The 20067-nt window shown below is 47.3% G+C and carries 16 protein-coding genes; 13 read left to right on the top strand and 3 right to left on the bottom strand.

The annotated features are described in order from the left end of the window. The first annotated feature begins 14 nt into the window (after nucleotides 1–14). Nucleotides 15–1358 carry an MFS transporter gene (locus AB840_RS00760; protein WP_048512920.1) on the top strand — a complete coding sequence of 448 codons (1344 nt, stop codon included), beginning with the start codon at nucleotides 15–17 and terminating at the stop codon, nucleotides 1356–1358. Between the two features lie 13 nt (nucleotides 1359–1371). Continuing rightward, nucleotides 1372–2313 carry an NAD(P)-dependent oxidoreductase gene (locus tag AB840_RS00755; RefSeq protein WP_048512919.1) on the top strand — a complete coding sequence of 314 codons (942 nt, stop codon included), beginning with the start codon at nucleotides 1372–1374 and terminating at the stop codon, nucleotides 2311–2313. A gap of 109 nt (nucleotides 2314–2422) precedes the next feature. Here AB840_RS00755 and AB840_RS00750 read toward each other — a convergent pair whose 3' ends face one another. From AB840_RS00750 to AB840_RS00740, 3 genes are all read right to left on the bottom strand, one after another. After that, entirely contained in the window at nucleotides 2423–3790 is a 1368-nt protein-coding gene (locus tag AB840_RS00750; protein ID WP_048512918.1) for an aminopeptidase, read from the bottom strand. A 124-nt stretch (nucleotides 3791–3914) separates the two neighbouring features. Beyond that, nucleotides 3915–4523 carry a peroxidase-related enzyme gene (locus tag AB840_RS00745; RefSeq protein ID WP_048512917.1) on the bottom strand — a complete coding sequence of 203 codons (609 nt, stop codon included), beginning with the start codon at nucleotides 4521–4523 and terminating at the stop codon, nucleotides 3915–3917. A 14-nt stretch (nucleotides 4524–4537) separates the two neighbouring features. Next, nucleotides 4538–5308 (bottom strand): cyclase family protein, encoded by a 771-nt coding sequence (locus tag AB840_RS00740; protein ID WP_048512916.1) that lies wholly within the window; start codon nucleotides 5306–5308, stop codon nucleotides 4538–4540. Between the two features lie 234 nt (nucleotides 5309–5542). Between AB840_RS00740 and AB840_RS00735 the strand changes: the two genes are divergently transcribed. The 11 genes from AB840_RS00735 to gyrA all read left to right on the top strand — a co-directional run bounded on the left by AB840_RS00735 (nucleotide 5543) and on the right by gyrA (nucleotide 19524). Continuing rightward, nucleotides 5543–6403, top strand: a complete 861-nt coding sequence (locus AB840_RS00735; RefSeq protein WP_048512915.1) for an aminotransferase class V-fold PLP-dependent enzyme — start codon at nucleotides 5543–5545, stop codon at nucleotides 6401–6403. Beyond that, a complete protein-coding gene (locus AB840_RS18045; protein ID WP_048512914.1) occupies nucleotides 6379–6735 on the top strand; it encodes an aminotransferase class V-fold PLP-dependent enzyme in 357 nt (118 codons plus the stop codon). Before AB840_RS00735 ends, AB840_RS18045 begins: the two co-directional genes overlap by 25 nt. Nucleotides 6736–6791: 56 nt before the next feature. After that, nucleotides 6792–8738, top strand: a complete 1947-nt coding sequence (locus tag AB840_RS00725; protein ID WP_048512913.1) for an oxidoreductase — start codon at nucleotides 6792–6794, stop codon at nucleotides 8736–8738. A gap of 224 nt (nucleotides 8739–8962) precedes the next feature. After that, the gene (locus AB840_RS00720; RefSeq protein WP_048512912.1) at nucleotides 8963–9280 is read left to right on the top strand and encodes an ArsR/SmtB family transcription factor; all 318 of its coding nucleotides are present in this window, start codon (nucleotides 8963–8965) and stop codon (nucleotides 9278–9280) included. Nucleotides 9281–9449: 169 nt separating this feature from the next. Next, a complete protein-coding gene (gene arsD / locus AB840_RS00715; RefSeq protein ID WP_048512911.1) occupies nucleotides 9450–9824 on the top strand; it encodes an arsenite efflux transporter metallochaperone ArsD in 375 nt (124 codons plus the stop codon). A gap of 1 nt (nucleotide 9825) precedes the next feature. Next, nucleotides 9826–11040, top strand: coding sequence for a TRC40/GET3/ArsA family transport-energizing ATPase (locus AB840_RS00710; protein ID WP_327077807.1), 1215 nt, complete (start codon nucleotides 9826–9828; stop codon nucleotides 11038–11040). Next, on the top strand, nucleotides 11037–11564 hold the full coding sequence (locus tag AB840_RS18450; protein ID WP_290438987.1) for an ArsA-related P-loop ATPase: 528 nt from the start codon (nucleotides 11037–11039) through the stop codon (nucleotides 11562–11564). The genes AB840_RS00710 and AB840_RS18450 overlap by 4 nt, the downstream gene beginning before the upstream one ends. Before the next feature lie 187 nt (nucleotides 11565–11751). Then, nucleotides 11752–12948 (top strand): M20 metallopeptidase family protein, encoded by a 1197-nt coding sequence (locus AB840_RS00705; RefSeq protein ID WP_048512910.1) that lies wholly within the window; start codon nucleotides 11752–11754, stop codon nucleotides 12946–12948. 143 nt (nucleotides 12949–13091) lie between these two features. Further along, nucleotides 13092–15167 (top strand): elongation factor G, encoded by a 2076-nt coding sequence (gene fusA / locus AB840_RS00700; protein WP_048512909.1) that lies wholly within the window; start codon nucleotides 13092–13094, stop codon nucleotides 15165–15167. 294 nt (nucleotides 15168–15461) lie between these two features. Then, on the top strand, nucleotides 15462–16805 hold the full coding sequence (locus AB840_RS00695; RefSeq protein ID WP_048513020.1) for an acetyl-CoA hydrolase/transferase family protein: 1344 nt from the start codon (nucleotides 15462–15464) through the stop codon (nucleotides 16803–16805). A gap of 235 nt (nucleotides 16806–17040) precedes the next feature. Next, on the top strand, nucleotides 17041–19524 hold the full coding sequence (gene gyrA / locus AB840_RS00690) for a DNA gyrase subunit A (protein WP_048512908.1): 2484 nt from the start codon (nucleotides 17041–17043) through the stop codon (nucleotides 19522–19524). Nucleotides 19525–20067: the final 543 nt, after the last annotated feature.

Below are 20067 nucleotides of genomic sequence, written 5' to 3'. Positions count from 1 at the left end.
GAGGCAGATATGATATGAACGAAAAAATAACAAGTAAAAAGACTGGTTTTCGATGGGTGGTATTGGTTTTGATTTTTTGTATATATATGGTTGCAGGCGCAGATCGTTCAAACATTGGGATGGTGGTTCCCTATTTAAAAGAAAGTTTTCACATGACCAATACTGATATTGGTGCAATGGCCAGCTTTTTCTATGTGGCATATGCTGTTGTACAGATCCCGTCAGGACATTTATATGGAAAACGAGGAGTGAAAAAGATTTTTTCTTTGTCTATTATTCTTACGTCTGTGGCAACACTGATCATGGGATTGGCCGATTCAGCCGTTCATTTAAAAGCGGCAAGGGCGCTTCTGGGATTTTCTGAAGGCCCTATCAATATCGGCTGCTTGACTACAATCAATAAATGGTTTCCTACTCAGGAAAAGGGAATTGCCACAGGCGTATTTATGGCCGCTATTAAATTTGCGCCGGCATTTGTTCCGCCTGTATGTGCGTGGATTATCATGGTATATGGTTGGAGAGAGGTGTTTTATATTTTTGCGGTCCCCGGTATTTTATTTGCTGTTTTATGGTGGATCTTCGTTAAAAATGATCCGAGTGAAAGTTCTTTTGTAAATCAGGCTGAATTAGATTATATCAATGATTCCGCAGGGATGACCGCTATCGGAAAGAATAAGGAGGCAGCAGCTGCAGTGCGAGATGGCCTTATTGATAAACTGATTCGAACTCAGGTGATGGTGCCGCTGGCTACCAATAAAGAGGTACTTAGGTCCTGGAATGTATGGGCGTGTGCTTTAGGCTATTTCTTTTTGGTAGGCATTACGTATACGATTATGACCTGGATTCCGACTTATCTGGTTTACGTGAAACATTTTTCGATTATCAAAGTTGGCCTGGTTGCGGCGGCTCCATGGGTAGGTGCTGTACTGGGGAATCTGTTGGGAGGTTTTTTCTCAGATAAAATATTTAAAAGCCGTCGTAAACCTAATATGCTGATTACTGCGATCAGTACGGTTTTTCTGATGTATTCACTTCTATACGCACCCAGTGATCCGACGGCATTAGGAGTCGTTCTTCTTTTAGCAGGGATATTTTTGAACTTTGGATATTCCATGTTTCTGGCATATCCGATGGGGATTACAACAAAAGAAAAATGTCCTTTTGCTGCAGCTATCGTTAATACGGCTGGATCTCTGGGCGGCGCATTTGCTCCTTTTGCGGTAGGTGTTATTCTTGATGCTTTTAGCTGGGATTCGGTATTTATATTTTTAGCAGCTATTTCATTGATTACATTTATTTTGGTTATTACAATGGTTGAACCGATTACCAAAGCGGCTGTATTTGAAACTAACCAGTAGGAGGCACGCAATAATGAAAACATATATTTTGGATCCTATTTCTGAAGAGGCCTTGGCGTATGCCCGAAAACAGCTGGAGATAGTGACTTGGAATGATCCCGCTATCCAAGTTGTTTCGGAGGCTGAGGCCATTATTGTTCGGACGTATACTATAGATAAAAAGATGATTGATCAAATGCCCAAATTACGAATTATTGCCAAGCATGGCGTGGGGACTGATAATATTGATATTTCTTACGCAGTCTCTAAGGGGATCATTGTTACGAATACGCCCAAGGCTAATTCTAATTCTGTTGCGGAATTGATTATTGGCCTGATTCTTGATTGTGCCCATAAAATTACGGCCAGTCACTGTGCCTGCATGCAGGGGTTGAAAAAAAATCAGCCCATGTTTCTGAGCGGACAGGAGATTTCCGGCAAGCGGGCGGGACTGATCGGCATTGGTCATATTGGGGCTATTGTAGGCCGCCGTTTACAAGCCGGTTTTGATATGCAGGTGTTGGCATATGATCCTTTTTTAGGAAAAGTCGCTACGGAAGCAATGGGGTTCGCATATACGGAAGAAATAGAAGATATTTACAGAACTTGTGATGTGATTTCAATATCTGTGCCGCTGAATGATCAGACGCGCGATATGATTCAGGAGGCACAGCTGCGTATGTGTAAACGGGAAGCGATACTGGTCAACGCCTCACGTGGTGGTATTATCAATGAGGCGGCATTGTGCCGGGCCTTGTCGGAGCACGTGATTTATGGTGCGGCAATTGATGCCTTTGCGGCAGAACCGGTGCCGCAGGATCATGAATTATTCAGACAGTTTAATTTTGTCGGAACGCCGCATAACGGTGCCAATACAAGGGATGCGCTGATCCAGATGGGGATGGCGGTCGTCGATGAGATTGTGCGGGTACAAAAAGGAAGACCGACGCTGACTCATGTGGGCTATAGCATATAAGAGCTTAAAAAAATTATATCCGGCTGTTTTATAATATAACAAATCAGGCAGAGTACGACATAGTATATTGTCGCATCCTGCCTGATTTGTTTATGATGTACGGTTCGCGTTATTTGCTTTCGAAGAAGGCTTTATAAGCCAGATAGCCGCTGTAGGCGTCCGTTTTTGCTACGATTTCGAGCGGCGCATGCATACTGAGCATAGCAACGCCGCAGTCTACCACATCGCAGCCCCAATCGGCCATAATGTAGGCAATGGTGCCGCCGCCGCCCTGATCGACCTTGCCCAGTTCGCCGATCTGCCAGGGAACATTATGAGTGTTAAATAGCTGACGGATTTTGGAAAGATATTCTGCATTGGCGTCATTGCTTCCCGATTTGCCCCGTGCGCCGGTATATTTGCAGAGGCAAATGCCGTAGCCGAGCTTGGCGGCATTGCTTTCTTCATAGGCGTCAGGAAATACCGGATCCAGTGCGGCGCAGACATCGGCGGAAAGGACTTCGCTGCTGCGCAAGGTACGGCGCAGATATAATTCCTCCGTACGACCCTGCAGGGCAAGAAGTTCTGCTGTAAAATCGAGAAAATAGGAAGATTGCACGCCTGTATTGCCGACGGAGCCGATTTCTTCCTTATCAGCAAAGAGTGCGGCCTGGGTTTTCGTGCCTGCCTTGGCGTAAAGAATCGCGGCCAGGTTTCCATAGGAGCATACGCGGTCGTCATGGCCATGGGACATGATCATAGATCGATCCAGGCCGACTTCCCGGCTCTTTTGGGCCGGAATGATTTCCAGTTCGGCGCTGGCAAAGTCTTCTTCTTCAATGCCATATTTATTTTTTAAAAGCGTCAGAATGGCCGGTTTGGTCTTTTCCTCTTGACTGTACGTACCGACGATGGGCATCAGCATTTCGCCGGTAATCGCTTCGTTCAATTTTTTGGCGGCCTGATCTTTTCCCAGATGAGGCAGAAGATCGTTGATATAAAACACGGGATCAGCCGGGTCTTCCCCGATAGAGATATCAATCTGCCGGCCGTCTGTCGTGTACACGATGCCGATAAGGCTTAACGGCATGCAGACCCATTGGTATTTTAAGATACCGCCGTAATAGTGAGTTTTAAAATATACGATCTTATTTTTTTCTATGACCGGCATTGCCTTCAGGTCCAGACGAGGGCAGTCGATATGAGAGCCGACTATTTTCATGCCGCGGTCAATGGGGTCGGTGCCAATGACAGCAAGTATTACCGATTTTCCTTTTTGGTTCCAGTATACCTTGTCCCCGGCCTTTAATTCCGTATAGTCACCCAGGGGACGAAATCCAGCAGCTTCTGCCTGACGGAGGATTTCCCTGGCAGCCAGGCGTTCCGTCCGGGCCGTATCCAAAAATTGCCGGTATTTTTGATTATATTCTTCCATTTCAAGCCGTTCTTCTTCAGAAAAACGGGCCCATACACTGTTTTCCATATCAAATGCTTTCATATGCAGCCTCCTTGTATACGTACTTATTTCACTTTAAATTATAATCGTTGTCATACTAAAATAAAAGAGGCGCGCAGCAGAATATTTCTGTTTGCAGCACCTCATAGGTGATCATATATTGTTTTTACTTGTCGAAATCACGGTTATGCTGGAAATGCCCCGGATTTGGGACGGGTGCAATCGTACTGACCCAGCGGTTGGTGTAGTTGAAGAAACCGGCGACAAATGCTGTTTCCAAAATCTGGTGGTCATCCAGGCCGGCGGCGCGCAGCTTGTCGATTTGTTCATGATCGATGTCACGAGGATAGGCAGTGACGTACCAGGCGTATTCACAGATGGCAAAATCCTCCCGGGATAATTCGCCGCGGCATGAACGATAGTTATAAGAAAGCTTGTCGACTAACTCGGCATTTTTCCACAAGCCGCGCAGGTTATCGCCATGTGTTGTCAGACAGTAAGCGCAGCAGTTGTACGACGATACGACGACGCCGATCATTTCCTTTTGGGCATCTGTGAGATAGCAGCTGTCATTGTACAACGAGTTTTTAAAATTCAAAAAGCCAATATATTCCTTGGCATTCAGCGGTAAAATTTTAAACAGATTGTTGATGAAGCCCCAATGCTGCATCATCGTTTCTACTGTTTTATTGAATACGCCGTATTCGGCATCCGTCATTTCCGTGCGGTCCGGTTTTTGCAGCCGGGACAGCTGTTCATCAAATTCCAAAGCCATATATAGAGTCCTCCTTAGTCAACTAGGCAGATAGCGAAACAACGGGCCGGAAAGCCTGTGCCGTCTTTTAATCTGGGAAAGGCGCAGACAATGATCGAGCCGACAGGAGGAACTTGATCCAGATTGCGCAGGACTTCGATCTGAATGTGATCTAGGTGTAAAATCCGCTGCTCGCCCGGGTACGGATAGGCGTCTTCCCTGGTCGTGACGAAGCCGGGGTCTGTATCGGCGGGCTCGTGGCCGATGGCGCCGATATTTCGTTTCTTTACCAGCCAGGTAATGGCTTCGACATCCCAGCCGGGATAATGCGGAACTCCGTTTTCATCAGGAAATTCCAGATTTATCTTTTTATGCCAATCGGAACGAAAAGCGACAAATGCGTTTTCTGGAATGCGCCCGTATATTTTTTCCCAGTTCTCTATATCTTTTATCGTAAGCATAAAATCCGGATTGGCAGCACATTCAGCTGATTTATCTATAACGACAAGCGGATACATCATTTCCTGTACCGTGATTTCCTCCATAGAACGGCCGTCTTTGAAGAAATGCCGGGGGACGTCAACGTGCGTGCCGTACTGGCTGGCGACACTGTATTGAAAGCAGCGCATGGGGGCCAGCTTGTCTTTATCTGTATCGGGCAGATAATCAAACAGTAAATCTGCCTGCAGCGGCTTAAAGCCGAACCAGTGTGGTGTCTGGGGGCTTAGCTCGTGTGTCAGATCGACCCATGTATATCTGGGGCCCTTCAGTTCCTTAATTAATTTCCATAATGTCATATCCGGCATGGTTATTCCTCCTTTTTTTACGCAGGCTCAATCGTTAGCTGTTTTGCGGTCAGCCGCATATCATAAAAAAATAAGATTATTTCTGCAATATTATTAAAAGTATATCGTATTGAACCGAATTTTTCAACTATATTTTTGATAACGGTTGGTGTACAATAGATATCAATTATATGAGCGCCCCTATTCGAAGGTATGAGGGGGCCATGAAGGGCATAAGGACGGGAGGATAGCACTATGATTTATCTGGATAACGGTGCAACGACGTTTCCAAAACCAGAATGTGTATATGAAGCGGTTGATCGGTTTGGGCGGACACAGGCAGTTAATGCCGGCCGCGGTGCCTATAAAGCGGCCAGAGACGCATCTGTTATGATACAGGATGTTAAAAAACGCTTGCTCAGCCTTTGTGATGCTCGGGAACAGGCGGAAGTCGTTCTTACTCCGTCGGTTACGATTGCGCTAAATCAAATTATTAATGGCGTGAACTGGCGTGAGGGGGATGGGGCTTATGTTTCGCCGTATGAACATAACGCTGTTTTACGGCCGCTGCACCGCTTGTGCTGTACCCGGGGGATACAGCTGATCGAATTGCCGCTGGCAGCGGATTTATCAATTGACATGACTGCGACAGCAGCGTTGTTTGCCCGTAAACCGCCTGTTCTTGTTAGTATGTCTGCTGTCAGCAATGTTACCGGGTATATTCTTCCAACAGCCCCCATTTTCCGTATGGCTAAAAAATATGGCGCGTTTACCCTGTTGGATGCGGCCCAGGCGATGGGGTTGCTCAAAATTCGTTTTGCTGAGACCGGTGCTGATGCTATCGCGTTTGCCGGCCATAAGACGCTGTATGCGCCTTTCGGTATTGCCGGATTTTTTATCAGAAATGGTGTTGATCTGGATCCCTTTATTGCCGGCGGTAACGGTATTCACTCCTTGTGTCTGGATATGCCTTCCTATATGCCGCAGAAGATGGAGTGTGCCAGTATGGATACGGTGGCTATTGCAGGCTTGCAGGCAGCGCTGCAGTGGCTGCCTGCAGTGCGTCCCAGAGAAGTGGAGGCAGCCCCCGGATGCAGTATTTGCTGCCACGGCTGAGGGAAATTCCAGGCATTCATATTTATAGTGCGCCGCTTGATGATATGGCGCAGCAAGCCGGTGTCATTTCCTTTGCCGTCGATGGGTGGAGGGCTGTGGAATTGGCAGCTTTTCTGGATTATGCTTATGATATTGCCGTGCGGGCCGGGCATCATTGTGCAGCTTTTATACATAAATATCTGCGAGATGATACGTTTGGCGGGACCGTGCGGGTCAGCATCAGCATATTTACGACACAAGCGGATTTGGAGCAACTGCTGACGGCCTTGAAGTCACTGGACCGCACGGTGCTGAAAGCGATCCCTGCAGAGGTGCTGCGAGGGCTTTGCTGAGCAGGATTGTTTGATTCATATCATTTTTTGTAGGGACGAAGGAGGAATAGGCTGTAATGAGTTATCGTACATTATTTTCTTCAGGCCGCATCGGCTCCATGGAATTGAAGAATCGTGCCGTCATGGTACCGATGGCGACGGATATGGCAGATCGCAATGGGATTATTACATCTCGTCAGATTCGTTACTATCAGGAACGGGCCAAGGGCGGCATCGGAATGATTATCAACGAATATACGGGGGTGGATGATGTGGACAGTATTCCGTCGCTGCACAATTTGAGAGCGGCCCAGCCGTATCATATCTCCGAATTGGAAAAACTGACGGATGCGGTTCATTTGTATGACTGTAAAATTGCCGCCCAGCTGCATCACGGCGGGGCGACCTCTAATCCGGCGCTGACCGGACGGCAGAATATTGCGCCCAGCGCGGTTCCGATTGACGAAGGAAGACCTGTGCCGCGGGAAATGACGAAAGAGGATATTGCCCGGGTACAGCAGAAATTTATTGCTGCGGCTGTGCGCTGCCGGCAGGCCGGCTACGACGCGGTCGAGCTGCACGGCGCGCATGGGTATCTGATTGCCCAGTTTTTCAGCAAATACTATAACCGCCGGCACGATGAATACGGCGGTTCTGTTGAAAACCGCTGCCGGTTTATTGCTGAAATCATTACCGGTATCAGGCAGCGGCTGGGACGGTTTCCGATTCTGGTTCGTATGTGCGGCGATGAAATGACGCCGGTGGAAGGCTTTCTGACCTTGGAGGATGGCCTGGAGATTGCGCAATACCTGGAACATTGCGGCATTGATGCTATCAATATCAGCAACGGCAGCGCCCGCAACGGTGATGCCAACTGCGAACCGTATTCGTATCGTCCGGGCTGGAAAAAGCACGTGGCCTATGCATACAAGCAGGTGCTTCATATTCCCGTTATTGCCACTAATACAATCAAAAATCCTGCTTTTGCGGAACAACTTTTGGAGGATGGTATCTGTGATTTTGTCGGGTTGGGACGATCCCAGCTAGCGGATCCTGAATTTATGAAAAAAGCCCGTACAGGCAGAACTGATGAGATTCGCCCTTGTATCGGGTGTTTGTATTGCCGGGAGCGTGTTCTGGGGCAGGGCTTGCCTATCCGATGTGCCGTCAATGCCTGTACGGCCCGGGAGGATGAATTGAGTGAGCTGCGGCAGGACGGCATGGGCCGGACCGTAGCCGTTGTCGGCGGCGGACCGGCTGGGATGGAGGCGGCCCGGGTGCTGGCACTGCGTAAATTTCGCGTGATCTTGTATGAAAGCAAGGCAAATCTGGGCGGCATGCTGAATGTTGCGGACAAGCCGCCTCTTAAAGAACAGATTACGCAGCTGGTGCGCTCTATGCAGCTGCAGCTGGAACGGCTCGGTGTGGAGATTCATTGCCAGACCACGGCAAGACCGGAGCTGGTGGCCGCACGGTGTCCCGCAGGCGTGATTCTGGCCTGCGGTGCCACACCCCTTGTTCCGGCTCTGCCGGGAATGGACCGGCCGCAGGTCGTGACGGCAGAAGCGGTCATTACGGGAGTGGCGGCCGTGAGAGGGAGGACGGTTATCATTGGATCCGGCCTGACCGGTTTGGAAACTGCGGCTATGCTTTTACATGACGGCATCAGTGTCAGTTTGGTAGAAATGAAGCCGCAGATTGGCGAAGGGATTTTTGGTGCGGTCCTTCATGATGAAATGAGCCGTATTACAGCCTATGCACCGCCTATATATACAGGACATAAGATACTCTCCGTTGGGGCAGAAAACGTGATCCTTGAGCGTGTGGCGGATGGTGAGCCGGTACAGCTTGCGGCAGATACGGTGGTTTTGGCTATGGGTCTGGCGTCTCGAACCGACGTGATCAGACCGTTTCGGCAGGCCTTTGGGAACATGCGCGTTATCGGGGATGCGGCCGGCGGCGGAAAAATAGCGCTGGCCATTCGGCAGGGATATGAAGCGGCATATGCTTTTGAGGCCGAGTGAAATAGTATTAATCACATACGCTTGCATTGGGCACAGCAGTGCGGAGATATTATTCCGGCTGCTGTGCCTTGTTTTTAGTTTTAACGGTTCTTTTATAATTTATGAATAAATGGTTTTTCCTGTTATAGACTATGACAAAGATAGGAAAAACATATTGACTTTTTTCCATCTTTGTCATAGTCTATAAATAGAACATTTTCTATGTGATGGAGGCGCTGCCGATAATGGAAGAAAAATATAGTAAAAGCACAAAGATTTTAAAAGCGCTTGCTGATCCCAAACGTTTGCGTATTGTCGATATGCTTTCCTGCGGAGAGCTTTGCGCCTGTAAAATCTTAGAGGAATTTCATATTACGCAGCCAACACTTTCTCATGATATGAAGGTGTTGATATCTGCCGGAATTGTCAATGTAAGACCCGAGGGGAAATGGATGCAATATTCTCTTAACCATGAAAATCTGCAGGTGTTTTATGCGCAATTGGGAGCGGTGTTTTCCTCACAGCCTGACTGCATCTGCTATCAGAAAAAAACGCAGGTATAGTTGTGCTGCTGCCTTAGCGGAGAAGCGGGTCCAGGCAGAGACTGGGCCCGACAATACAGACTCAACGCATAGAAAAAATTCTATGTGTCATGGAGAGGGACCCATGAAATGACGCTATATTTCCTTTCGGCGTGTAATGCGCCAGTATAAATGAAAGAAGGGATTTCTAATGAAAACAATGCAAATTTTTGAACCGGCCATGTGCTGCCCGACCGGACTTTGTGGTGTAGGCCTTGATACGGAACTGCTCCGTATTTCTGCAGTGGTGGAGACGCTGAAAAAACACGGTGTGCTTGTCGAACGATTTAACCTTAATAATGCGCCGACGGAGTTTATAACTCATCAGACAATCAACGACTTTATCAATGACAAGGGACCGGAAGGACTTCCTGTTATCGTGCTGGACGATGAGATAGTCTTGTCAGGACGATATCCTGCTAATGAGGAACTTGCGGAATGGCTGGAATTGCCGGCAGAACTGCTGAAGATGCCGGAGGAAAGCGGATCGGCTGATTGCTGCTGCGGTAGTGGGAGGTGTTTCTGAAATGAATATTTTTGATCCTTGTATTATAAAACTCACTAAGTATCTTTTCTATACCGGCAAGGGCGGCGTAGGCAAGACGAGTGTAGCCTGTGCAACGGCAGTATCTCTGGCAGATAGAGGGAAGCGGGTCTTGCTGATCAGTACGGATCCGGCGTCCAATTTACAAGATGTTTTTTCCATGGCGCTGACTGATAAGGGTGTCCGTATTCCTCAGGTGCCGAATTTGTTTGTGGCAAATCTGGACCCTGTGCAAGCGGCTGCTGAATATCGGGAGCGGGTTATTGCCCCTTATTGCGGTAAACTGCCCGACGCGGTACTGACTCATATGACAGAGCAGCTTTCTGGTTCCTGTACGGTAGAAATCGCGGCGTTTAATGAATTTTCCCATTTTATTACGGATAAGACCGTACAGCAAGGCTATGATCATATTATATTTGATACTGCGCCTACGGGACATACGTTACGAATGCTGCAGCTTCCCTCTGCATGGAGTGATTTTATCAATAAAAGTACACATGGCGCATCCTGCCTGGGCCAGCTTTCCGGCTTGGAGAACAAAAAGACGATGTATAAGCAGGCAGTAGACACGCTGACTGATGGGACGCAGACCACGCTGATTCTTGTGACGCGGCCCGAGACTGCGCCGTTTAAAGAAGCGGCACGGGCTTCCGGCGAACTGTTGACTTTAGGTATGACGAAGCAGCTGCTGGTTGTCAATGGGGTGCTGACAGCGCGGAGTGATGCGCTTTCCTCCCGACTGTATGAAAAACAACAGGCGGCGTTTACTGCGATGCCGGAATGCTTGCGGGCTTTGCCGCTTTGGGCAGTGCCGCTGCGGTCCTATAATGTTACGGGGCTTGAAAATGTGCGCGCTTTACTTCATGCTGATCATGTGCCCGAGGGTGGAGAGATACTGAAGATATCTCATATACCAACGCTCAAGGACGTCATAGATGAACTGGCTGAAAAGGGGAAGCGTGTCATCTTTACGATGGGAAAGGGCGGCGTAGGAAAGACTACCATTGCTGCGGCAGTGGCAGTGGGATTGACCAAACGCGGTTTGAAGGTTCATCTTGCGACGACAGATCCTGCGGCACATTTGAAATTTGTATTGGATAAGACCAGCGGTATTTCCATGAGTCACATCAATGTGAAGCTGAAGAATTGCAGCGATATCAGTCCGAAGTGCTGGATAAAGCCCGGGAAGCAGGCATGAGCGATGCAGATATTGCCTACGTGGAAGAGGATTTGAGGTCTCCTTGTACTCAGGAAATCGCTGTGTTTCGTGCTTTTGCGGAAATTGTGGAGAAGGCTGCTGATCAGGTGGTGATAATTGATACCGCTCCGACCGGGCATACCTTGCTTTTACTGGAATCCACACAAAGCTATCATCACGAAATTCAACGGACTAAAGGACAAATTTCTGAATCTGTAAAACGCCTGCTGCCCCGATTAAAATCAAATGATACAGAGGTGCTGATTGTAACGCTTCCGGAAGCTACTCCGGTGTATGAGGCGCTGCGGTTGGAAGAAGATCTGAAGCGGGATGGTATAACTGCAACATGGTGGATTATCAATCAATCATTGTATGGCAAAAGGACGACAAATTCGATGCTGGCAGCCAGGGCTGCAGCCGAAATTGAATGGCTAAACCGAATTGATTCGCATGCCGGCGGAAAATTTGCATTAATTTCCTGGCATGCTGAAGATGTAAAAGGTGATTGCCTGGCGTTACTTTGATAGGGAAAAACGCAGGATTCCCAAGCCTATGGTGGGAAACTGCCGGTGAGTCCGGACCTTATGTAATGTAAGATTGCTTTTTTTGTTATTGTATTCTCCGTCCCATATGGTATAATTAATCATATTTTGCGAATAAATGAAAACTTTCGCAGGAAGACCACTGCGGTGGGAAAGGGAGGAGCAGTACATGATATTGACACAAACAGTACGAGATAAGATAAAAAAATTGACAGCTATTTATATGACTGATATTTGCGCAATGCGCCGCAAGATTCATGAAAACCCGGAGTTATCCGGCGAGGAGAGGCAGACGGCAACATTTATGGCAGATACGCTGCGTTCATTCGGTATAGAGGTACAGGAGAATGTTGCCGGCAGTTATGCCGTTATCGGTACGCTGCGTGGGAAGGGACCGGGGCCGGTCATTGCCTTGAGAACTGATATGGATGCGTTGTCTATTGCCGAACAGACCGGACTTCCTTTTGCATCTCATGCGGCAGGTAAGATGCATGCCTGCGGTCATGACGGACATATGGCGATTCTGTTGGGGACGGCCCGCATACTCAGCGACATGAAACATGATTTTTCCGGTACGGTGGTTTTTGTGTGCCAGCCGGCCGAAGAGAAATCTCCTGAAGGCGGCGCTAAGGCCATTGTTCGGTCGGGCATCCTTGATGGTATCGACGCTATTTATGGACTGCATGTGTGGCCGACTCTGCCAACCGGGCAAATCGGCGTTAAGCCGGGGCCCATGATGGCGGCTTCAGATCATGTTCGTATTATAATCCGCGGCAAGTCTAGTCATGCGGCTATGCCGCATAAGGGTATTGATGCTATCGTTGCGGCCGGGCAGTTTATTACGGCAGCACAGGATATCATCAGCCGGCAGATCAATCCCCTCCATCCGGCTGTCCTTACATTTGGCAAGATTACCGGCGGTTCGCGATATAACATCGTAGCTGACGAGGTGGAACTGGAAGGGACCTGCCGGACCTATCAGGCGGAGGCTCAGGATTGTATTGAGGCGCAGCTGGGCATGCTGCTCCAGGGCCTTGATCTTATGTATGGGACAACCAGTACTCTTGCGTATGAACGGGGCTACGCTGCTGTCGTCAATACAGCGTCGCAGGCTGCCTTCGTAGCTGATACGGTCAAAGAATGCTTTGGCGACAGTGCCTTGGCGGCAATTCAAGAACCGGCTATGACGGCCGAAGATTTTTCCGGGTATTTGCAGGCCTATCCCGGCGCATTCTACTGGCTGGGAGCTACGAAGCCCGGCAGCACGGTATATCCTCTGCACAATTCCCATTTTGCTGTTGATGAACAATGTCTGCCTGTCGGCGTGGAATTAATGACGGCGCTGGTTTTAAAAGCCGTAGAATAGATGATGTGATTTACGCAGTATCCCTCGGCGGGGGTTTGTGAATTTCATTTATAAACTAGAGAAAACTTATAATAAAAAAAGGATAATCGCCTCCTGGTCACGAATCATATAAGTAAACGTGATTCATAGGAGGCGATTTATTTATGAAAGAATACACAAGTGATAAGATTCGCAACGTAGCTATACTTTCGCACGACGGCGCCGGTAAAACGGCTGTTGTCGAATCATTGCTGCTTGCCTGCGGAGCCGTTGACGCGGTAGGTGTTGGTAAAGATAATAAGCACATTATGGATTATGAACCGGAAGAAATCAAGAGAAATGTAACTATTCAGCTGGGGATAGCTCCTTGCGAATGGGAAGGGTACAAATTGAATTTCCTGGACACGCCAGGGTATTCTGAGTTTTGTGGTGAAGTCCGTGCCGCCCTGCGTGCCAGTGATGGTATTTTGCTTGTCGTGTCTGCTGAATCGGGTGTGGAAATGGATACAGAGCGGGCGTGGGATTATGGCGTGGAATTGAAGCTGCCGCGGATGGTGTACGTAAACAAAATGGATGCGGACCATGCTGATTTTTTCGGCTGCTTGGAAAAGATGCGATCCGTATTTGGTAAATCTATCATGCCGCTGCAGATTCCCATCGGAGAAGGAAAGGACTTCCGGGGAATTATCGATGTGTGCAAAATGCTTGCTTGGGAATGGAAAAACGGGACATGTGAAGAAATCAAGGTTCCGCCGGAATATATGTCCAAGGCGCGGGAAGTGCGTGAAATGTGCATGGAAGCGGCAGCTGAGGGGGATGATGAGCTTCTTGAAAAGTATCTGAACGGCGAAGAGCTTACCCTGGAGGAACTGCGCAAAGGGCTGAAGCAGGGGATGCTGACCGGACGGGTATGCCCGGTCATGTGCGGCAGTGCCGTATATCATATTGGGACGACAGAACTGCTGCGGCGTATTATTACGTATATGCCTGATGCCTCTCAGAAGGTTATGATTGGCACAGATCAAAAGGGCGGCGAACCCGTCATGGTATATCCCAATAAACCGTTTACCGGTTTTGTTTTCAAGACCCTCATTGACCCTTTTGCCGGGAAGCTGAGCTATATCCGCGTGTTCTCCGGAACGCTGAAGGAAGGGGATAAACTGTATAATGCGACGCAGGAAAGAGAAGAAAAGCTGGGCAAGCTCCTGACCCTGGTAGGCAAAGATCCCGTTCCCGTTTCTCAGGCCATTGCCGGTGATATCGTTGTGTTGCCCAAGCTGCAGAATGCCCGCACAGGCGATACCCTTGCCACACCGGAATTTTCGATACTGTATGATTCTATACGATTCCCCAATCCGCTGCACACCGTAGCCATGGTGCCGGAAAAGAAAGGGGAGGAAGAAAAGCTGATGAATGCGCTTAGCCGTATCAGCGAAGAAGACCCGACTTGCCAGGTCGAAAAAGATGCCGAAGGGAAACAAATTATTGTACGCTGCATGGGTGATGTGCATCTCGAACACATTATGAATAAAATGGAACGAAAATATGGTATAAAAGGGGTACTGGAGGATATTTATATTCCCTATCGTGAAACGATCCGCGGTACGGCAACAGTGGAGGGAAAACATAAAAAACAGAGCGGCGGTCATGGTCAGTACGGTCATGTGTTTTTGAAAATAGAGCCGCTTGTAACCAAAGAAGATTTTGAATTTGTGGATGCTGTTTTCGGTGGAGTCGTTCCCCGGCAGTATATTCCTGCCGTTGAAAAGGGCGTTCGCGAAACCTTGGAAAAGGGACTTATTGCAGGGTTTCCGATGATTCATATTAAGGTTACGTTGACAGATGGTTCGTACCATCCAGTTGATTCATCGGAAATGGCCTTTAAGGTAGCTGCCTCTCTGGCGCTCAAAAAAGGCGTGCCTGAAGCCAAGCCTGTTCTTTTGGAACCGATTTATAATGTGGATGTCGTTGTACCGGAAGAATTTATGGGTGATGTCATGGGTGATTTCAGCGGTCGCCGCGGACGGATTCTTGGTATGGAGCACCACCGCAACCGCAAGGGAATTATTGTGGTAAGGGCGCAGGTTCCATTCTCTGAAATGAAAGGATATGTGACGGCTCTCCGATCCATGACGCAGGGAAAGGGAACCTTCAATATGGTCTTTGCCGACTATGAGGAAGTTCCGGCTAAGCTGATGAGCGAGATTGTCAGCAAGGCGCAAGATGCTAAAAAAGAATAGATATCTTCTCAAATACTTCTGCTGTGCTTGTGGTACAGTAGAAGTGTTTTTTATAAATATGAAAATTATCGAGTGAATATGGGAAAATATTTCCATTTTACTGAATCTTTTTAAGCTTTTCTAAAATATATAAAAAATATGCGCTCAAAAAGAAAGTGTCCGGTACGTAATAAGCATGCAATATCAATATTGTAAACTTGCAATTGTATTCTTGTACAAGCGGCATAAAAGATTTATAATAAAATTTGTGAAATACCGAACTTATATAAAATCAGGAAGGATATGGTGAATAATATGTCTCAATGGACAGATATGTATCGGCAGAAAGTAATGCTGCCGAAGGATGCGGTAATGCTTGTGCAGTCCGGCGATTGGGTGGATTATGGCATGGCTACATCTCAACCGATTGTATTGGATCAGGCACTGGCTGAACGCAAAAATGAGCTTACGGATATTAAAGTGCGGACGTCCTTTTCGTTTGCTCCCCGGCAGATCGTAGAAGCAGATCCGGAACGGCAGACCTTTACGGCTATGAACTGGCACATGAGCGGCTATGACCGCAAGCTTTGCGGACAGGGCCGCATGAATTTTATCCCTATGTGTTACCGCAACGAACCCTCTATGTATCGAAATATTCTGGATGTCGACGTAGCAATGATTACCGTGGCACCGATGGATAAGAATGGTTTTTTTAACTTTGGCCTGAATATTTCTGCCAATGAAGCCATTACAAAAAAAGCAAAGAAAGTCATCGTAGAAGTTAATGAAGCGATGCCCCGGGCTTTAGGCGGACGAGGAGAACATATTCATATTTCTGATGTGACGGCTATTGTTGAAGCTGGTAATATTCCCATGCCGACTATCCCGTTTAAAACAGGTGATGAAATCGATACGAAGATTGCCGAAATGATTGTGAAAGAAATCCCAAATGGTGCCACTTTGCAGCTGGGTGTAGGCGGATTGCCCAATACTGTCGGGGCAATGATTGCAGATTCTGATTTAAAAGATTTGGGTATGCACACCGAAATGCTTGTGGATGCCTTTTATCTTATGTATAAGGAAGGTCGCCTTACCAATCGGTTAAAACCAGTTGACAAGGATAAGGCCGCATGGGCCTTTGCCCTGGGATCGCAGGAAATGTATGACTGGATTGATGACAACCCTTTCCTGGCCGGGTACCCAGTCGACTATGTGAATGATCCATTTATCATATCTCAATTTGATAACTTTATTTCTATAAATAACTGTGTGGATATTGATTTATTTGGCCAGATTTCTTCTGAATCGTCAGGTACGCATCAAATCAGCGGCAGTGGCGGACAGCTTGATTTTACAGACGGAGCTTACCGATCCCGCGGCGGCAAAAGTATTATTGCCCTGCGTTCCACGTTCCGCAATAAAAAAACGGGTAAGGATGAATCCCGCATCAAGCCGACACTTCTTGCAGGAACGATCGTGACGGACCCGCGGTCTCAGGCACATTGGGTAGCGACAGAATACGGCTTAGTCAATCTTATGGGAGCGTCTACTTGGGAACGGGCAGAAAAACTGATCAGCATTGCCCATCCAGACTGCCGGGAAGCACTGATCGGTGCGGCAGAGGATATGAAAATCTGGCGTTACAGTAATAAGCGGTAAAAATTTGAGATTAGGTTACAGATATTGTGTTTCTAAAGGCTTCCTGTTTTTTTCGGGAAGTCTTTCGTTTTTTTTTGTGCTTTTTATGAGGCGTCGGGCTTTTATAAACGAGATGAACTATCTATTTTGTGAATTTTTTGATATAATAATACAGATGCCCTTATGATACATACTGCATATGTAATATAAGGGACTGATGATTTCATACACTGTTTGTTATATTTGAGGTGACATTGTGGACGAACAACAATCTGATAAAGTTTTACCGGTTTGTCTGGAAAAGGAAATGCAGACATCGTATATTGACTATGCCATGAGCGTTATTATTACGCGGGCGCTGCCGGATGTACGCGACGGTCTGAAACCAGTTCATCGCCGTATTTTGTATGCTATGCATGAAGCCGGCATGACACCGAACAAACCGTATAAAAAATCAGCACGTATAGTCGGGGAAGTTTTGGGTAAGTATCACCCCCATGGTGACAGCTCTGTTTATGATGCGACCGTTCGCCTGGCTCAGAATTTCTCCACGCGGTATCCTCTTGTTGATGGTCATGGGAATTTCGGCTCCGTCGATGGTGATTCAGCAGCGGCAATGCGTTATACAGAAGTGCGTATGGCTAAAGTTACCGGAGAAATGCTGGAGGATATCGATAAGGAAACTGTTGATTTCATGCCGAACTACGATGGTTCACTTCAGGAACCTGTCGTACTTCCTTCTAAAATACCTAACCTTCTCGTTAACGGCTCGGCTGGTATTGCCGTTGGGATGGCGACAAATATTCCACCGCATAATTTAGGCGAAGTGGTTGATGGTTTAATTGTACTGATTGATAATCCGGAAGCTAGTATGGAAGAAGTTATGACCTGCATTAAGGGACCTGATTTTCCGACCGGAGCTAAAATCATGGGGCATGAGGGGATTCTTAAAGCCTATTCCACCGGCCGCGGCAGTATTAAAATGCGCTCATGTGCTAAAGTGGAGCCAATGAATAAGGGAAAAAACCGTATTGTTGTGACGGAAATCCCTTATCAGGTCAATAAGGCCCGAGTGATTGAGACTATTGCCGATCTTTCCCGGAATCGGATTATTGACGGTATTACGGCCCTGCGGGATGAATCAGACCGTAAAGGCATGCGTATTGTTATTGAACTCCGGGCAGATGTCAATCCGGATATCATTTTAAATAAACTTTATAAGCATACACAACTGCAGGAAACTTTTGGGGTCATTATGCTGGCGCTGGTAGACGGGCATCCCCGCGTGCTGACGCTGAAGGAAGTACTGCATTATTATTTGGATCACCAAAAGAGCGTCATTACGCGGCGATGCCGGTTTGAACTGGCAAAAGCCCTGGCTCGGGCCCATATTTTAGAAGGTCTGCTGATTGCGCTGGATCATATTGATGAAGTGATCAGGACGATCCGTGAATCCCAGACGGATGAAATAGCTAAGCAGGCGTTGATGAGCCGGTTTGGTCTCAGTGATAAGCAATCCGTAGCGATTCTCGATATGCGTCTGCGTCGTCTGACGGGCTTGGAACGCGAAAAAATTGAACAAGAATATAAGGAATTGGAAGAACGGATCGCGTACTTGCGCAGCGTATTGGCTGACGAAAATAAAGTTATGGAAATTGTTAAGACCGAACTTCTTGATGCGAAAAAGAAATTTTCTGATGAACGGCGTACGCAGATTGTAGCGGATTCGTCTGAATTTGCCGTGGAAGATATGATTCCTAACGAACGCATGATTTTGACGCTGACGCGGCGCGGTTATATGAAGCGCATTAACGCCAACGTGTATCATACACAGAACAAGGGCGGACGCGGTATTAAAGGAATGGGTACGAAGGATGAAGATGCAGTCAATCATTTGTTGTATACTTCGGCCTTGAATACGGTCTTGCTGTTTACTAATCTTGGGCGGGTATACCGCTTGAAGGCGTATGAAATTCCGGAAGCTAACAGCCGCAATTCCAAGGGATTTGCCGCAATCAATATTCTGCCGCTGGCAAATGGGGAAAAGGTCAACGCGCTTATCGATTTGGATCAAGTGGATCCGTCTATGAACCTCTTTATGGCGACAGAAAAGGGACTTGTAAAGAAAACGGAACTGCATGAATTTAAAAATGTGCGCCGCAACGGTCTTATTGCTATTTCTCTCATGGAGGGAGATCATTTGGCAAAGGTGCGTCTAACGACGGGCGATCAACCGATTATTCTGGCAACTAAGCTGGGGATGGCTATTTGCTTTAATGAAAGCGATGTCCGGCCCATGGGCCGCAATACCCGAGGCGTACGGGGGATTTCTCTTTCAGAAGGCGATATGGTTATCGGGGCAGATGTTCTGGCACCGGATTGCCAGGTTCTTACCATCAGTGAAGAAGGCTTTGGCAAACGAAATAATATGGATGCCTATAAGATTCAACTGCGTGGCGGTAAGGGTGTGAAGAATTTTAAAATCACACCTAAAACCGGCGATATTGTCGGCGCTGAAGTTGTGCATGGGGATCAGGAGCTTATGCTGATTACGTCTAACGGGATCGTTATCCGTACGGATATTGAAAGTATAGGAATCAAGAAAGGCCGCAACACGTCAGGTGTCAAAATCCAAAAACTGGAAGAAAACGACAAAGTGGCGGCCCTTGATACCATTACGATCGATGGGGTCGATGATGTGCCGGAAGAGGATTTGTTTAAGCCACAGCAGGAAACATAGTAGAATGAGCAGCTAAAAATTTGGCAACCGGCCGTCTGCATTTGGAATATATCCAGATGCGGAGGCCGGTTGCCTCTTTTGGCGTTGCCAATAAACATTAATAATCTCTATTAAGCTTGTTTTTTTATATACGGTGATCACATCTATATGATATGTATTGCTGCTTATAGATAGAAAAGATTGTTTTTTAGTGCGGACGAGCATGACAATGCGAGGTATTCTTTCGATTGAACGCAGAATTATAGGGGAAATATATGTTTTATTATTATGTGGTAAACTTATTTGTAAAATTCTCTTGACATACAGGGTGGTTTGCGATATACTAAACAAGCTGTTGGGGACGGAGCCCGTCAGGGCATCACTTCTCCCGCTTCTTCAAAAAAAGAAGTGCTTGACAAACTCTCATGAGTTTGGTAGAATAAGCAAGTCGTCGCAAGACGGCATGACCTTTGAAAACTGAACAATGCAATAATTGAATTGAACGCCAGAGTGCGAGGTCTTGAAAACATCAAGACGTCAACAAGAGTAAGTATGAACCAAAAA

This window comes from Megasphaera cerevisiae DSM 20462, assembly GCF_001045675.1.
Lineage (GTDB): Bacteria > Bacillota > Negativicutes > Veillonellales > Megasphaeraceae > Megasphaera > Megasphaera cerevisiae.
Note: the sequence above shows the minus strand (reverse complement) of the source record. Positions and strands in the feature narration are given on the sequence as shown.

Coding starts and splice junctions, on each gene's coding strand:
- AB840_RS00760 (WP_048512920.1), top strand. CDS start 15: ATGAACGAAAAAATAACAAGTAAAAAGACTGGTTTTCGATGGGTGGTA.
- AB840_RS00755 (WP_048512919.1), top strand. CDS start 1,372: ATGAAAACATATATTTTGGATCCTATTTCTGAAGAGGCCTTGGCGTAT.
- AB840_RS00750 (WP_048512918.1), bottom strand. CDS start 3,790: ATGAAAGCATTTGATATGGAAAACAGTGTATGGGCCCGTTTTTCTGAA.
- AB840_RS00745 (WP_048512917.1), bottom strand. CDS start 4,523: ATGGCTTTGGAATTTGATGAACAGCTGTCCCGGCTGCAAAAACCGGAC.
- AB840_RS00740 (WP_048512916.1), bottom strand. CDS start 5,308: ATGCCGGATATGACATTATGGAAATTAATTAAGGAACTGAAGGGCCCC.
- AB840_RS00735 (WP_048512915.1), top strand. CDS start 5,543: ATGATTTATCTGGATAACGGTGCAACGACGTTTCCAAAACCAGAATGT.
- AB840_RS18045 (WP_048512914.1), top strand. CDS start 6,379: ATGCAGTATTTGCTGCCACGGCTGAGGGAAATTCCAGGCATTCATATT.
- AB840_RS00725 (WP_048512913.1), top strand. CDS start 6,792: ATGAGTTATCGTACATTATTTTCTTCAGGCCGCATCGGCTCCATGGAA.
- AB840_RS00720 (WP_048512912.1), top strand. CDS start 8,963: ATGGAAGAAAAATATAGTAAAAGCACAAAGATTTTAAAAGCGCTTGCT.
- arsD (WP_048512911.1), top strand. CDS start 9,450: ATGAAAACAATGCAAATTTTTGAACCGGCCATGTGCTGCCCGACCGGA.
- AB840_RS00710 (WP_327077807.1), top strand. CDS start 9,826: ATGAATATTTTTGATCCTTGTATTATAAAACTCACTAAGTATCTTTTC.
- AB840_RS18450 (WP_290438987.1), top strand. CDS start 11,037: ATGAGCGATGCAGATATTGCCTACGTGGAAGAGGATTTGAGGTCTCCT.
- AB840_RS00705 (WP_048512910.1), top strand. CDS start 11,752: ATGATATTGACACAAACAGTACGAGATAAGATAAAAAAATTGACAGCT.
- fusA (WP_048512909.1), top strand. CDS start 13,092: ATGAAAGAATACACAAGTGATAAGATTCGCAACGTAGCTATACTTTCG.
- AB840_RS00695 (WP_048513020.1), top strand. CDS start 15,462: ATGTCTCAATGGACAGATATGTATCGGCAGAAAGTAATGCTGCCGAAG.